The sequence below is a fragment of the Sorangium sp. So ce693 genome, from assembly GCF_051521375.1.
Classification (GTDB): Bacteria; Myxococcota_A; Polyangia; order Polyangiales; family Polyangiaceae; genus Sorangium; species Sorangium atrum.
In genome coordinates this window covers 5,543,033-5,557,417 of the sequence record NZ_CP150347.1, presented here as the reverse complement: position 1 = coordinate 5,557,417, position 14,385 = coordinate 5,543,033, and the positions used below count along the sequence as shown (strand labels likewise).

The 14,385-nt window shown below is 74.4% G+C and carries 9 protein-coding genes; 4 read left to right on the top strand and 5 right to left on the bottom strand.

Annotated features, from left to right (window positions below; genetic code table 11):
• The first annotated feature begins 72 nt into the window (after positions 1-72).
• Positions 73-900, top strand: a complete 828-nt coding sequence (locus WMF14_RS20725) for an SPOR domain-containing protein (protein WP_437803282.1) — start codon at positions 73-75, stop codon at positions 898-900.
• 138 nt (positions 901-1,038) lie between these two features.
• On the opposite strand, the gene nikR is transcribed toward WMF14_RS20725, so the two are convergent.
• Together nikR and WMF14_RS20715 are read right to left on the bottom strand one after the other, a co-directional pair.
• Positions 1,039-1,461: a nickel-responsive transcriptional regulator NikR gene (gene nikR / locus WMF14_RS20720; protein ID WP_272099324.1), complete on the bottom strand. Its 423-nt coding sequence runs from the start codon at positions 1,459-1,461 to the stop codon at positions 1,039-1,041.
• A gap of 14 nt (positions 1,462-1,475) precedes the next feature.
• Complete coding sequence (locus WMF14_RS20715; protein ID WP_437803280.1) at positions 1,476-2,594, bottom strand: hypothetical protein; 1,119 nt, start codon at positions 2,592-2,594, stop codon at positions 1,476-1,478.
• Between the two features lie 298 nt (positions 2,595-2,892).
• On the opposite strand from WMF14_RS20715, the gene WMF14_RS20710 reads away from it, so the two are divergent.
• From WMF14_RS20710 to WMF14_RS20700, 3 genes are all read left to right on the top strand, one after another.
• Positions 2,893-4,128 carry an SPFH domain-containing protein gene (locus tag WMF14_RS20710; RefSeq protein WP_272099320.1) on the top strand — a complete coding sequence of 412 codons (1,236 nt, stop codon included), beginning with the start codon at positions 2,893-2,895 and terminating at the stop codon, positions 4,126-4,128.
• 140 nt (positions 4,129-4,268) lie between these two features.
• Positions 4,269-6,254, top strand: coding sequence for a protein kinase domain-containing protein (locus WMF14_RS20705; RefSeq protein WP_437803279.1), 1,986 nt, complete (start codon positions 4,269-4,271; stop codon positions 6,252-6,254).
• A 181-nt stretch (positions 6,255-6,435) separates the two neighbouring features.
• Complete coding sequence (locus WMF14_RS20700) at positions 6,436-9,525, top strand: response regulator (RefSeq protein ID WP_437803278.1); 3,090 nt, start codon at positions 6,436-6,438, stop codon at positions 9,523-9,525.
• Positions 9,526-9,540: 15 nt separating this feature from the next.
• On the opposite strand, the gene WMF14_RS20695 is transcribed toward WMF14_RS20700, so the two are convergent.
• The 3 genes from WMF14_RS20695 to WMF14_RS20685 are packed head-to-tail and all read right to left on the bottom strand — an operon-like array spanning position 9,541 to position 14,128.
• Positions 9,541-10,653 carry an ABC transporter permease gene (locus WMF14_RS20695; RefSeq protein ID WP_437803277.1) on the bottom strand — a complete coding sequence of 371 codons (1,113 nt, stop codon included), beginning with the start codon at positions 10,651-10,653 and terminating at the stop codon, positions 9,541-9,543.
• Complete coding sequence (locus tag WMF14_RS20690; RefSeq protein ID WP_437803276.1) at positions 10,650-13,340, bottom strand: ABC transporter substrate-binding protein; 2,691 nt, start codon at positions 13,338-13,340, stop codon at positions 10,650-10,652. The genes WMF14_RS20695 and WMF14_RS20690 overlap by 4 nt, the downstream gene beginning before the upstream one ends.
• Complete coding sequence (locus tag WMF14_RS20685; RefSeq protein ID WP_272099311.1) at positions 13,337-14,128, bottom strand: alpha/beta fold hydrolase; 792 nt, start codon at positions 14,126-14,128, stop codon at positions 13,337-13,339. The genes WMF14_RS20690 and WMF14_RS20685 overlap by 4 nt, the downstream gene beginning before the upstream one ends.
• Between the last annotated feature and the right edge of the window lie 257 nt (positions 14,129-14,385).

Here is a 14,385-nt window from a genome sequence, read left to right as displayed (position 1 = left end):
GATGTAGGATAAAGTAGCACACGAAAGTTGTTGGTCGCCGGCGGGGCAGGGTAGACGGGGCGAGGAGGACGCATGAGGCGCAGCAAGGGCGAGAGCATGGACACCGGGGCGGTGCGGAACCTCGAGGAGATCCAGGAAGAGGATCCCGGGGCTCGCCCGTCGCGCGCGGGCGCGCTGGTGCTGGCCTCGCTCGGCGGGGCGTGCATCGTCTTCGCGGGGGTGGCGCTCCTGCGCGCCCCGCACCGCGAGCGGCCGGTCAACGCCGATCCGCTCGGCGATCTGGTCGCGCGCGCCCACCCGGCCGGCGTGAAGCCGGCCCCGCGCCCCGCCACGATCGGGGAGGACGTGACGTTCCCCGCGGTCCTCTCGGACGCGGAGCACCCGACGACAGCGCTCGAGGCGGTGCGCGATCCGCGGGCGGCCAGGGCGGCCACCTCCGCCGAGGCGCCCGCTGCCGCACCCGCCCCGCCGCTTGCCGCGGACCGGCTGCCCGTGGTCCCGCTGCCGGCGCAGCACGTGCTCGGGCCCTCCGGGGGCGAGGTCGCCCCGAACGACACGCTCACGGCGATGGCCCGCCACGTGTCGCGCGAGGAGGGGCCCGAGACCGAGCGGGGAGGGCCTGGCAGCTACCAGCTCCAGGTGAGCTCGTTCAAGGACCCCACCGACGCCGAGAACTTCGCGGCGGCCCTGCGCCGGCGCGGGCACAAGGCGTACGTCGAGCCGGCGTACGTGAAGGGCCGCGGCCTCTGGCACCGGGTGCGCGTCGGCCCCTTCAAGTACAAGCGCTCGGCCGTGATCTACCGGCAGGAGTTCGAGGCCAAGGAGCGCCTCGTGACGTTCATCGTCGACCCGCCCAAGACCACGGTGAAGGTGGCTGAAAGCCCCGGCGACGACGCGTAAATCAGCGGCTCCAGGGCCATCGCGGTCGACGACGGCTACGTCTGCTGCGCGAACCAGGGGGCCGGTACGGTGGTGGAGCTGCGCAAGTGACGGCCTTCGCCCCGCCGCGTCGGCCCTGCGGCCGGCCGCCGGCCCCTGTTACCGGCGCGCCGCCCCCGGCAGCGCCGCGGCCGGCGTGAGCGCGCAGGACAGCACCCCCTTGGCCCCGGCGAGCTGCCCGGCGAGCTCGGACAGCTCCTGCCCGCGGCCCTTCAGCACCATCACCTGGAGCAGCCGGTCCGCGTCGAGGCGGACCAGCAGGCTGGAGACCACCAGACCCGCGCGCCGCTCCTCCAGCTCGGAGATCCGCAGCACGAGCTCGCGCACCTCGGGCTCGTAGACGAGCGTCAGCGTGGCCGCCACCTCGGCCCCCTCGTCCAGGGCGGCGCGCGTCAGGTCGGCGCGGACCAGATCCCGCAGCGCCTCCGAGCGGTTCTCGTAGCCCTGCGCGGTGATCCGCCGATCGAAGTCGGCCAGCAGCGCGCGATCCATCGCCACGCCGAAGCGGACCAGGTCGCTCATCGCTCGTCCCCCGTTCAGCTCTTGCGCCGCTCGAGGTGCCGCCTCGCGGCGTCCTTCACCGGCGACGTCACGTTCTTGCTCTTCGCGATGCCCCGGAGATCGGACTCGCGCAGGTGCTGGACCAGCCGCGTCGCGACGAGCACCGGCGTCCTCGGGTTCTCCACGAGGTTCCGCTTCACCGTGTAGCTCTTCAGCCACTCGGGCGTCGTCGAGATGATCCGCAGCACCTCGTCCGAGATGTTCCGGTTGCGGCTGATGAGGACGACCTCCTCCTCCTGCATCTGCGGGCTGCGCACGGCGGCGCTGGCCACGAGGCGGTTCGAGTCGCGCACGAGCAGCATGCGCTCCTCGCGCGAGCCGAGCATCGCCCGCCGGATCCGCTGCGACATGGTCATGTCGGCGAGCCGCTTGTAGAGCGGGACGTACTGCTCCTTGATCTCCTCCTTGCCCTCCTCGTCCTCGACGTGGGTGTCGACCGGCTCGTCCGCCGCGAGGGCCTCCGCGAGCGCCTGCGTCTCGCTGAACAGCACGTCGTCCGGCGTGGGCTCGGGCGACGGCTCCGCGATGAGCTCGTCCTTGATCGCGACGCTGACCTCGCGCCACGCCGGGATGCCCGTGAGCTCGACCCCGTTGCGGGAGGCGAGATCGACGAGGCGGTCGGCGGTCGACATCCGCGTGTTCTTGTTGAGGTAGAGCTTCTCGATGACGCGCGGGTTCTTGAGCAGCCGCTCCTCGTTGACGGCGATGAGCTCCGTCACCGCCTCGCCCCCGGTCCGCGCGAGCTCCTCGAGCGTCTCCGCGGCGATGCCCGGCATCGCGCAGAGCCTCTCGACGACCGGGAGGCGGTCCGCATACGCGCGGGCCAGCCGATCGATGACCGGCGGCTGCAGATCCGCGCCGAGCGCGCCCTGGAGCAGCGGCTCGGGGAGCGCCGCCAGCGTCTTCTCCGCGGCCTCGCGGGCCGGCTCCTCCTCGCGCGAGGCGAGCAGCACGAGCACCGTCACGACCTCGCCCGGCTTGAGCCCGGGGGCGATGCCGCGCGCCGCCATCTCCCTGAGCTTCTGCGGCGCGCTCGGCTGCGCCAGCTTCTGCGCGGGCGCCGAGAGGGAGCCGACGTCGATCGGCGCCGTCATCGAGGCGCCCTCGCCGGCGCGGCCCCAGGTGGCCCCAGCGGCTCGAGCAGAGCAAGCAGAGCTGGCAGAGCAAGCGGAGCAACGGGCATGCGGTCCTCCCGGCGGGCATTGCTGCCCTGCGATCTGCGGATTATCCTGAGGCCGCTGTGTGCCTGAAAGGCGCGGCGATCGTCAACGGAGAATGAACGGCGCGGGCCCTGCGCGCCGCCTGCCGGAATGAAGCCCGAGGTCCCGGGGGGCAGGGGACCGGCAGGTCCGTTACACCCAGCACACCGAGCACACCGAAGAGGAGCGCGACATGGGGATTTTCGATTTCGTGAAGAGCGGCGTCCGCGAGATGATGATCGCGCGCCCGGACGCGGCGAAGCATCTCATCGTCTACAAGCACCCGGATCAGAACGTCCCCTTCTGGTCGCAGCTGACGGTCGACAGCGATGAGTGTGCCCTCTTCTTCAAGGACGGCAGGTACATGGGTTACCTGCCCACAGGGCGCCACACCCTCCAGACCCAGAACATCCCGTTCCTGAACAACCTCGTCAACAAGTTCACGGGCGGGGACGTCTTCATCGCCGAGATCTTCTTCGTCAAGACGCAGCCGGTCCGCGGCGTGCCGTTCGGCGGGCCGCTGGAGTCGATGGAGGACCCCGTCCTCTTCGAGTTCGTGACGCCGCGCATCTTCGGTGAGTTCTCGCTGGTCGTGGTCGATCCGGTGCGGTTCGTCGTCGGGTACCACGGGCAGTGCGGCGGCAGCGGCGACAACGACGTCGTCCTGAGCTGGATCAAGGGCAAGTTCTTCATGAGCGTGAAGACCGTGATCGGCCAGGTCTGCGCGCAGCAGCAGAAGAGCCTGCTCAACCTCGGCGGCATGAGCCTGGAGCTCGGCGCCCGCATCGTGCAGTCCGCGCCGAACCTCGAGGAGATCGGCTGCAAGATCCTCGAGATCGGCAACTTCAACATCAACTTCTCGGCCGAGGAGCAGAAGCTCCTCCGCGAGGCGAACAAGGCGCGCGGCGATGCGCGCCGCGGCGTCGGCGTCGCGCAGGACACCGCCCGCGCGAAGCAGTTCGAGCTCGACCAGCGGTTCCAGCAGGACGCTCGGTACGTGCAGCAGCTGGCGGGCAACTGGCAGAACTACGCCGCCGGCCAGGCCATGATGGGCGCCGGCCAGGGCATGGCGCAGGGCGGCGACGGCAGCGGCGTCGCGGGGCTGGGCGCCCAGGTGGCGATCGGCGCCGGCCTGGCGCAGGCGATGAACCCCGCGCTCGCGGCGCAGGGCCAGCCTCAGTTCGTGCCGCCGCACATGCAGCAGCCGGGTGCGCCGCAGGGCTACCCGGGTGCGCCGCAGGGTTACCCGGGCGCGCCGCAGGGCTATCCGGGCGCGCCGCAGGGCTATCCGGGCGCGCCGCAGGCTGCCCCCGCCGCAGCGCCGTCGATCGAGCAGCGCCTGGAGCGCCTCGGGGAGCTCAAGAGCAAGGGCCTCATCACCGACGAGGAGTTCCAGGCCCGCAAGGCGAAGATTCTGGAAGAGATCTGAGTCCTTCCAGGCGCGCTGTCCGCCGCGCGCGGCGACCCTCGGGGGGGGCGCTCCACGGCGGTCGCCAAACTGGCGCCATCTGATCCGAACCACTGAGCGCGCTTTCGGCTAGACTCGATGGGGTGCCAGTGACGCTCCGCATGGCCGGGGATGCTCAGCCCGAGATGACCGCCGGCGAGTCCGAGGCTGCCGAGCTGTTCCATCGGGAAGACATCCCGCGGCTGCACGGAGACGAGCCATTTGCCGAGGCTCCGGCGCGCAGCGATGTGCCGCCAGCCCGAAGCGATTTGCCTCCGGCGCGCAGCGATGTGCCGCCAGCCCGAAGCGACGCGCCGCTGCGCAGCGATGTGCCGCCCCGCAGCGAGGTGCCGTTCCGCAGCGATGTGCCGCCGCGCGGCGACGTGCCGCCGCGCAGCGATGCGCCGTTCCGCAGCGATGCGGCGTTCCGCAGCGACGTGCCGCCGCGCAGCGATGCGGCGTTCCGCAGCGACGTGCCGCCGCGCGCGGATACGCTGCGAGCGCCCGTCGACGCGCGCCCGGCGATCCCGCCGCTGCCGGCGCGCTTCGACGGGCCGGCGCGCCGGGGGAGGGCGAAGCAGACCCCGCGCGCGCGGCGCTGCCCGACCTGCAAGCAGACCTTCTCCGGCGACTCCCGCTTCTGCCCGTTCGACGGCGACCCGCTCGCCGACGCGCCCGACTGGAACCCGTCGGCCGATCCGATGCTCGGGCGCACCATCGACGGCCGCTACGAGGTGCAGGCGGTCGTGGGTGAAGGGGGGATGGGGACGGTGTACGAGGTGCGCCACAAGTCGCTCGGCCGCCTCTTCGCCCTCAAGGTGCTCCGGCACGACATCGCGCAGGACGCCGAGCTCGTCGCCCGCTTCATCCAGGAGGCCAAGGCGGCCGCGGCGATCGGCCACCCCAACATCGTCGCCGTGAGCGACTTCGGCGCGATCGAGGTCGAGACGGGGCAGGCAGAGCTGCCGTTCTTCGTCATGGAGTTCCTCTCCGGGACCTCCCTCGCGTCGCTGCTGCGCACCGAGAAGACGCTGCCGGCCGACAGGGTCGGGCAGATCATGCTCCAGTGCGCCGCGGCGCTCGGGGCTGCGCACGCCGCGGGCGTCATCCACCGCGACCTGAAGCCCGACAACGTGTACCTCGTCCGCAACGGCGATCAGGAGTTCGTCAAGCTGCTCGATTTCGGCGTGGCGAAGGTGACCGGCGGCAAGCGGCTCACGCGCATCGGCATGGTGTTCGGGACGCCGCACTACATGAGCCCGGAGCAGGCGGAGGGGAAGCGCATCGACGCCCGCGCCGACATCTATGCGCTCGGCGTCCTCATGTACGAGTGCTTCGCGGGGCGCGTCCCCTTCGAGGCGGACACGTACATGGGCGTGCTGACCAAGCACATGTACATGTCGCCCGAGCCGCTCGAGCAGGTGATGCCCGACGCCACCACGCTCGGCGCGTTCGGCCCGATCGTCATGCGCTGCCTCGCCAAGAACCCCGAGGAGCGCTTCTCCTCGATGGCCGACCTCGTCGAGGCCATCGAGCTCGCCCTCGATCCGCCGGGCCGCGGGGTCTCCGTCGCGCCCCCGGGCGAGCTGCCTCGCCACGAGTCGATAAGGCCGCGCGCGCACGAGTCGATACGGCCGCGAGCGCACGAGTCGATACGGCCGCGCGCGCACGAGGAGATGCTCGCCCCGGTCCAGGCGCCCGCGGAGCCGTCCGAGCCGCTCTCGATGGCCGCGCGCGTGGCGATCGCGCTCGCGGCGGTCCTCGTGCCCATCGTCATCGCCCTCGGCGTCCGCGCCTTGCGCGCCTCGGCGTCCGAGGCGGCGGCCGAGGAGCCGCCCGAGGCCGCCTCCGCCGGCGCTCCCGGCGCCCTCCCGGCGGAGACAGCGCCTGCCAGGGCGATCGACGAGCCGCCCGCGGTCGCGACCGCGGCCGCGACGGCGGCGCCCGCGCCGCTCGCGCAGGAGCCGCCCCGCACCCAGGGCACAGCCGTCCCGATCCCGGCGAAGCCGACCGCGGCGACGGGCCGTCCGGCGGCGCCCACGGCGCCCACGGCCTCCATGGTAAGGCCGCAAGCAACCGGCGATATCGTCGATCCCTGGAAGCGCTGATCGCCCGATCGGCGCGCGACGAAACCTGGCCTTCCCCGCCGTCCTGTGTGCACGATGGACGACGTCGAGCGCCGGGCCCGCGGCCGCGGGACAAGCGATCGACGGCAGCGGCGACGCTCAGGGCGGAGCGCTTGACAGCGTCCGTTCTGGCTCGCCATCCTTCGCGAGGCGGAAACCTCTAGTGGCCAAGCAACAGCTCCTCCTGGTCGACGCGGATCCGCGCAGCGTTCGGGTCCTCGAGGTCAGCCTGAAAAAGGCCGGTTACAGCGTGACCACCGCGAAGGACGGAGCGGACGCTCTCGCGAAGCTGGAGGTCTCCACGCCGGACCTCGTCCTCAGCGACACGCGCCTCCCCAACGTGGACGGATATGCCCTCGTCCGCAAGATGAAGGAGCACGCCGACTGGGCCTCGATCCCTGTCGTCTTCCTCACGAGCCAGCGGTCCATCGAGGACAAGATCCGCGGGCTGGAGCTCGGCGTCGAGGACTACCTCACCAAGCCGATCTTCGTGCGCGAGCTCATCGCGCGCGTGACGCTGCTCCTCGCGCGGCGGACGCGCGAGGGGATCACGACGCGCCACTTCTCGACGACGGGGCGGACGAGGTTCTCCGGGTCGATCCTCGACATGAACGTCGTGGATCTACTGCAGACGTTCGAGGTGAGCCGGAAGAGCGGGATCGTCCACCTGTCGCACGCGGACAACGAGGCGCAGGTCTATTTCCGCGAGGGCAAGGTCGTCGACGCGACGCTCGGCCGGCTCTGCGGCGAGGAGGCCGTCTACCGCGCGCTGCTGTGGAACGAGGGGACGTTCGAGGTCGAGTTCTGCAAGGTCGACAACCCCGACGGGATCGAGACGTCGACGCAGGGCCTCCTCATGGAGGGGATGCGCCGCGTCGACGAGTGGGGCCGGCTCCTCGAGGCGCTGCCGTCGCTCGCGACCGTCTTCGAGGTCGACAGCGAAGAGCTCCTGGAGCGGCTGAACGAGATCCCCGACGAGCTGAACGGGATCCTGCGCCTGTTCGACGGCAAGCGCACGCTGATGCAGGTGGTCGACGCGTCCCCGTTCGAGGATCTCTCGACGCTCTCGACCATCTCGAAGCTCTATTTCGAGGGGCTGCTGGTGCCCGCGGCGGCGCTCCCGCCCGACGACGTGGTGCCGAGCGAGCCGGAGACGGCGTTCCACGACGAGTTCTCGCCGCTCTCGTCGCCGTCGAGCGCGCGGCGCTCCAACTACCCCGACGGGAGCCCGGGGAACGCCGGCTCGGACGACCTCGAGGACGCCGCCGTGGTCCCGGCGCCGCTCTCGACCCGGGTCTCCCCCGCGGTGCTCCCGCGCTCCCGGCCCGGTCACGAGCTGCACTCGCCGGCGGGGGACCCGGACGCGGAGGCCCCCGGGCGCCCCGTGACGACCCGCAGCGCGGTGCACGGGCCAGGGGCGGTCGGCCGAGCGGCCAGCGCGAGCGCCGCCGTGGCGCGGTCCGCGCCGGAGGGGGCGCGTGCGCCGTCGGAGCCGCCGCGGAGCGCCGTGTCGGCCGCGACGGCGCGCTCCGGCGCGGCGGGTGGCCGCGCGCCGTCGGAGCCGCCGCGGAGCACCGTGTCGGCCGCGGCGGCGCGCGCCGGTGCGGCGGGTGGCCGCGCGCCGTCGGAGCCGCCGCGGAACGCCGTGGTGCGCCCCGGCGCGGCGGGTGGCCGCGCGCCGTCGGAGCCGCCGCAGAACGCCGTGGTGCGTCCCGGTGCGGCGGGCGGCCGTGCGCCGTCGGAGCCGCCGCGGAACGCCGTGGCGCACCCCGGTGCGGCGGGTGGCCGAGCGCCGTCGGAGCCGCCGCGGAACGCCGCATCGGGTGCCGAGGCCGCGCGGGTTACGCGGTCGCGCGCGGAGATCGATCTCGAGAAGGACACCACGCTCGCGAGCAGCGATGAGGCCCCGCTCACGCGACCGCTCGTGACGCCGCGCAGCTTCGCGCAGAAGCAGCGCTCCACGAGGAGCGACAGGCCCGTTGCCGCGGCCGCTCCCGCCGAGCAGCGCGTTCGCTCTACGCCCCCCGCGGCGCCCGAGGCGCCTGCAGCGGCGCCGCCCGAGCCCGCGGCGCCGGCTGCGCTTGCGTCGGCGCCGTCCGCGCCAGCGGCGGCGACAGGCGTTGCGCCGCCCGCCGGCGAGGAGCGCGCCGCGGCGGCCTCGACGAGCCCCACGCTGCGCCCCCGCCCGCCGAGCGATGCGCCGCCGCCCGTCGCCGTCCCGCGCGGGGCGGAGCGGGCGCAGGCGCCGCAGCCCGTCGAAGCGAAGGCCGCGGAGGCGCGCCCGATCGCGGTGCCTCCGCCGCTGCCGAACGCCGCGGCGGCCGGCGCCGCCCCGGCGGCGAGCCTCGCGGCGGCGCAGGACGACGCGCCCCCGGGCGATCCCGGGCCGATCAGCGAGAGCGAGCGCTTCTTCCTCGGCAGCGGGGCCGTCGCGCCGGAGGGGATGGCGGCGCAGGACCATCGCTCGGGCGAGGACGCCGATACGACCGCCGGCGCCGTCGAGGCCACGCTCTTCGGGCCCCACCACGAAGAGCGCCGGGCCCGCATCGCGCGGATCGCCGCCGGCCTGGTCACGGCGCTCGCGCTCGGGGCCGCCGGCGTGTGGCTGGTCGGCCAGACGGGGCGCCCCGTGCCAGCGGCGCCGGCCCATGCGCCCTCGCCCGAGGAGGTGCTGGTCGGGCAGCGCTCCGCGGCCGCGACCGCGGCGGCTCCGGCCGCGCCGGAGCCGGAGGGAGAGCCGGCCGCCGCTTCGGCGGCGGGGCTCTCCACGACGACCCCTGCCGACATTCCGGCGGGCCAGCCGGCCGCGCCAGCCTCGGCGAGCGCACGGGCGAAACCCATCGCGCCGGTCGGAGCGCCTTCCGAGCACGCGCCGGCCGCCCACGCGGCGCCGCCGAGCGCGGCGGCGACCGCGAGCCAGGCCGCCGCGCCGGCGCGGGAGCCGGAGCGCACGGCTGCCCCGCCCGCGTCCGCGTCGGCCGCGCCCGCGCCAGCCGCGCCGGACGAGGAAGGCGGGCCGCTCTCGGCGCGCGTGATGCGCGCCCTGGAGTCGGGGCAGACCGGCAAGGCGGTGCAGCTCGCGCAGCAGCTCACGGCCGCCTCCCCGGGGAGCGCCGCGGCGTGGCACCTGCGCGGCGCTGCAGAGCAGGCAGCCGGGCGCGGTGGGCGGGCCTCGTTCCGCAAGTGCGCCGAGCTCTCCTCGCCCGAGTCCTCGCTCGGCGCCGAGTGCCGCGCGCTCGCCGGCATGCAGTGAGCGTGCGGCCCGCGCTCAGCGCGACCGCGACCTGAGCCGGGGATCGAGCGCCAGGGCCGCGAGATCGAGCGCGACGGTGGCGAGCACGATCGTGGCCGCGGAGAAGAGCACCGTCCCCACGATCAGCGGGCCGTCCCGGTTCTGGAGCGCCTCGACCGCCATGCTCCCGACGCCGGGCCAGCGGAAGAGCTTCTCCGTGACGATCGCGCCGCCCGCCAGCGCCCCGAGATCGAGCGCGGCGAGCGTGGCGAGCGGCAAGAGCGCGTTGCGCAGCGCATGGACGACGAGCGCGCGCAGGCGAGAGGCGCCCTTGGCCCGCGCGGTGCGGATGAAGTCCTGGCGGAGCAGCGTCCGGAGCTCCTCGCGGACGATGCGCGCGTAGAGGGCGCTGCCGAACACGCCGAGGGTCAGCGCCGGCAGGACGAGGGAGCGCAGGTGATCGGCCGCCGTGGCGCCGTACCCGTCGTAGGGCAAGAGCCGGAGCTTGTAGGCGAGCACGTACTGGAGGGCGGGGCCCAGCACGAAGGTCGGCGCGCTGGCGCCGAGCAGGGTGGCGCCGAGCGCCGCGTCCTCCCAGGCCGTCCCGCGGCGGGCCGCCGCGACGATCCCGAGCGAGAGGCCGAGCAGGAGCTGCACCAGCAGGGCGGCCAGCGCGAGCTCGACGGATCGCGGCACCTTCGCCTCGAGCAGATCCACGACCGGCTTGCGGTAATGGAAGCTGTACCCGAGGTCGACGTGCAGGCCGAGCGGACCCGCCGCGCAGCTGCGGTGCTCCGGATCGGGGCGCGCGCCCGCGTCGGGGCCAGCGGCGCTGCCGTCGCCGCCCCGCGCGGGGCCGAGGTGGACGAGCCGCCGTACGAACCGCGCGAACTGCACGGGGACCGGGCGATCCAGCCCGTGGATGGCCCGCGCGCGCTCGAGGTCCGCCGCCGAGGCCTGCGGCCCGACGAGCATCCGCGCGGCGTCTCCCGGCAGGAGGTACGCTATCCCGAACGAGACGGCGGTGACCCCGGCGATGACGATCGCGGCCCAGCCGAGGCGCCGGAGCAGGCGCGCGAGCGCGGAGCCCACCGCGGAGGCGCGGCCCGGGCGGGGCGTGGAGGCACGGCGCGCGCGCGTGGTGCTCATCGGGGGAGGGCCGCGCGCGCGAGCAGCGCGCGGAGCGGCGTCGCGGTTCGTGGCGCGGCGGCGCGCGGCCCTCCGCCGGCCGAAGGCCGCGCGGACGGGTCGAGCCAGACCTCGTGGAGGCGGGACGTGAGCGCGGCGGCGCCCTCGTGGCCGCGCACGTAGGGGTGCCAGAGCTCCAGCTGCCGCGCCGTGTACGTGGGCACCCACGGCGCGCGGTCGCGGACGATGCGCTCGGCGCGGTCGTAGAGCGCGAGGCGCCGCGCGCGATCCTGCTCGGCGTGGGCGGCGTCGAGCGTGCGATCGAGCTCCTCGTCGCTGAAGAAGGCGTAGTTCTGCGAGCCCTCGTCGCGGATGGCGCGCGTGGAGAGCGTCGGCTCGAAGACGCTCGCCGGGTCGGGGAAATCGGCCTGCCACCCGACCCAGCCCATGGGGACGGCGCGGCGCCGCGAGGCCTCGGCGAGGTAGGTCGCCCAGCTGACGAGCCGCAGGCGGACGCGGAGGCCGATCCTGGCGAGCTGCTGCTGGACGATCTCGCCGATCGCCTGCTCCAGCGTGTCCGGGACCGCGATGTAGTCGATGACGCCCGGGTAGCCGCCCCTCCCGGTCGCCGGATCGAACGGGTAGCCGGCCGCGGCCATCTGCTCGAGCGCGCGCGAGAGGTCGTGCTGCCGCATCGGCGCGTCGCGCGGGGGGCCCGGGATCGACGGCGGCAGCACCCGGTCGAGCGCGAGCAGATCGGGGCGCACCTTCTCCAGCACGGTGGGGTCGAGGGCGAACGCGACCGCGCGCCGGACGGCGAGCTGGTCGAACGGCGCGAGCTCGGTGTTGAGGAAGACCGCGTTGGTCCTGTTCCGCGTCAGCCAGCGCCTGTGCCCCTCCCACCCGGGCGCGGCGCGGTAGGCCGCCGCGTCGATCGCGGTCAGATCGCGCAGGGTGTCGAGCTCGCCCTCCTCGAACTTGTAGCGCTGGGTCGTCGCGCGCACGCCCGTCTGCCACTCGATGGCGTCGAGGTACGGCAGGCCCGGGCGGAAGTACCCCTCGTGGCGGGCGAGCCCGATGCTGCCGTCCTGGTCCCACCGCGCGACGCGGAACGGGCCGGCGCCGCACGGCGGCGGCGGGCTCGCCGCGTCGACCGCGGCCCCGGACGAGGGGCACACCGGCGCCATGAACGCGAGCGTCATGAGGGGCAGGAACGTCGCGTCCGGCGCGCGCAGATCGATCGCGACGGCGTGGTCGCCGAGCACCCGCACGCCGGCGAGGTGCGGCGCCGCGCCCGCGCGGTACTCGGCGAAGCCCTCGATCATGTCGTACTGGCTCGCGCCCGGGCTCGGCGTCCTCGGGTGGAGCGTCCGCTCGATCGAGCGCTTCACGTCGGCGGCGCGGAGCTCCGCGCCGTCGTGGAACCGCACGCCCTCGCGCAGCGTGAAGACGTACGTCCGCCCCCCGCGCTCCACCTCGATCGCGCGCGCGAGATCGGGCGTGATGCGGCCGCCCTGGTCCCATGCGACGAGGCGGGCGAAGACGAGCTCCGCGACGGTGCTCGAGAGCTCGTCGTAGGCGATCGCCGGATCGAGCGCGCGCGCGTTGACCGTGGTCGCGAGGCGCAGCGTCCCGCCGCGCACGGGCGCGCGGGACGCCGGCTCGCCGCCGAGAGGAGCGCGGACGCCGCCCGCCGAGCCGCCCGAGAGCAGGAGCAGCGCCGCGCCCGCGACGAGCAGATCGACAGGCAGGCGACGGCCGCGCGGGAGCGCCGCGCCGGCCGGATCGAGCGCGTCGCGGAGCCCCTCGCTCGCGCGGTGGAAGCCGAGCACGGCGAGCACGATGGCGAAGCCCGGCGCGGCCACAAGGAGCGGCCTTACCCCGAGGTACGGCTCGGCCTCGTGCAGCATGCGGCCCCAGGTCGCGGTCGGCGGCTGCGCGCCGACGCCCAGGTAGCCGAGGGCGGCCTCCGCGAGGATCATCTGCCCGGCGCTGATCGTCGCGAGCGCGAGCAGCGTCCCGCCGACGTTCGGCAGGACGTGCCGCCGGACGACGTGCAGCGGCCCCGCGCCGAGCGCGCGCGCGGAGGCCACGAAATCGCGCTGCGTGAGCTCCGCCGTCTTGGCCCGGACGACCCGCGCCGCGCCGGTCCACCCCGTGAGGCCGAGCACGAGCAGGATCGTCCCCACGTCCGCGCGCCCCACGGCGACGCCGATCGCGGTCACGAACAGGAGGTACGGCAGGGCGAGGATCACGTCGACGAGCCGCATGAGCGCGCCGTCGAGCGCGTCCGCCCGCGTGCCGGCGGCCATGCCGGCCGTGACGCCGACGAGCGCCCCGAGCCCCGTGGCGAGGGCGGTCGACGAGAGCGCGATGGCGAGGGAGAGCCGCGCGCCGTGCGCGAGGCGCGCGAGCAGGTCGCGGAAGAGCGGGTCCGTCCCGAGCCAGTGGGCGGCCGACGGCCCGGGCGGCGCTCCGGAGGCGTCGCGGGCCAGGGTGAAGTCGCTCGCGTTCGGGTCGTGGGCGATGACGGCCGGCCCCACCGCGGCGAACAGCGAGAGCAGCGCGACGATCCCGAGGCCGAGCAGCGCCGAGCGGTCCCCGAGGAACCGCCGCGCCGCGTCCTCGCCGAGGACGGCGCGCCCGGCGCGCTCGGCCGCTCGCGCCGCGCCGCGCGAAAGCCGAGCCCAGCGCGCCGCCGCCGTCACCGCTTCCCTTCGAGGAACTGCGTCACGAGCGCGACGAACTCCCCCGGGCGCTCCTCGTGGGGCGAGTGTCCGGCGTCCATGATCTCGAGCATCGCGCCGGAGATCTCGCGGGCGAGCCGCTGCGCGCTCGCCGCCGGGAAGATGCGGTCGTCGCGCCCCCACACGACGAGGGTCGGCGCCGTGATCCGGGTGAGGCGCGCGACGACGGGGCGCGCGTCGAGCACCGAGCGCATCACCGCGTGGGCGCTCTCGCGCGCCGAGGGGGCGTTGAAGAGATCGTAGTGCCGGTCGACGCGCGACAGCGGCACGGCCGCGTCCGCCCGGAACACATCGTCGCGGAAGTACGACCGGAACGTGCCGCGGCCGTGGAGCTGCTTGAAGACGATGCCGCCGACGATCGGCAGGAGCGGGAGCTTCATCTTGAAGCTCATCGGGAACGGGTAACAGAGCGCGTCCTCCAGGACGAGCCGCTGCACGAGCTCCGGGTGGTTGGCGGCCAGCGTGATCGCGACGGCGGCGCCCATCGCGTGGCCGACGAGGTGCGCGCGGCCGACGCCGAAGGCGGCGATGAGGTCGGCCACGGCCTCGGCGAACGTCTCGATGCCGTAAGCGTACCGCGCCGGGCTCGGCTTCTCGCTCTCGCCGAAGCCCGGGAGGTCCGGGGCGATGACGTGGAACCGCTGGGCCAGCGTGTCGATCACGTCATCGAACTCCAGGTGGCTGACGAGGAAGCTGTGGATCAGGAGCAGCGCCGGGCCGTTGCCCGCGCCGGCGACCAGGACCCGCATCCTGACACCCCGGGCGGTGACATCCCTGATGACGCGTTCGACGGGTCGGGGGGCGGCGGGCGAGGCCGAGCTCCGACCCTCGCTGGCGAGGGTCTTGGCCATGGTGGCGGCGAGACTATCAGCCCTTTTGTCTGAAAGGACCGATGTGTGTCAGGGTGCGGGGCATGCCGCTGCACGAGCCCCGCTGGGTGTCGGGCGCCCTCTTGCTCGCACCCATTGCACCGAGCGTCGCTTTTTTCCCACCCCGGCCCCCGACC

Bases quoted from the DNA above. Each gene is read 5' to 3' on its own strand.
- WMF14_RS20725 (WP_437803282.1), top strand. From the start codon at position 73: ATGAGGCGCAGCAAGGGCGAGAGCATGGACACCGGGGCGGTGCGGAAC.
- nikR (WP_272099324.1), bottom strand. From the start codon at position 1,461: ATGAGCGACCTGGTCCGCTTCGGCGTGGCGATGGATCGCGCGCTGCTG.
- WMF14_RS20715 (WP_437803280.1), bottom strand. From the start codon at position 2,594: ATGACGGCGCCGATCGACGTCGGCTCCCTCTCGGCGCCCGCGCAGAAG.
- WMF14_RS20710 (WP_272099320.1), top strand. From the start codon at position 2,893: ATGGGGATTTTCGATTTCGTGAAGAGCGGCGTCCGCGAGATGATGATC.
- WMF14_RS20705 (WP_437803279.1), top strand. From the start codon at position 4,269: ATGGCCGGGGATGCTCAGCCCGAGATGACCGCCGGCGAGTCCGAGGCT.
- WMF14_RS20695 (WP_437803277.1), bottom strand. From the start codon at position 10,653: ATGAGCACCACGCGCGCGCGCCGTGCCTCCACGCCCCGCCCGGGCCGC.
- WMF14_RS20685 (WP_272099311.1), bottom strand. From the start codon at position 14,128: ATGCGGGTCCTGGTCGCCGGCGCGGGCAACGGCCCGGCGCTGCTCCTG.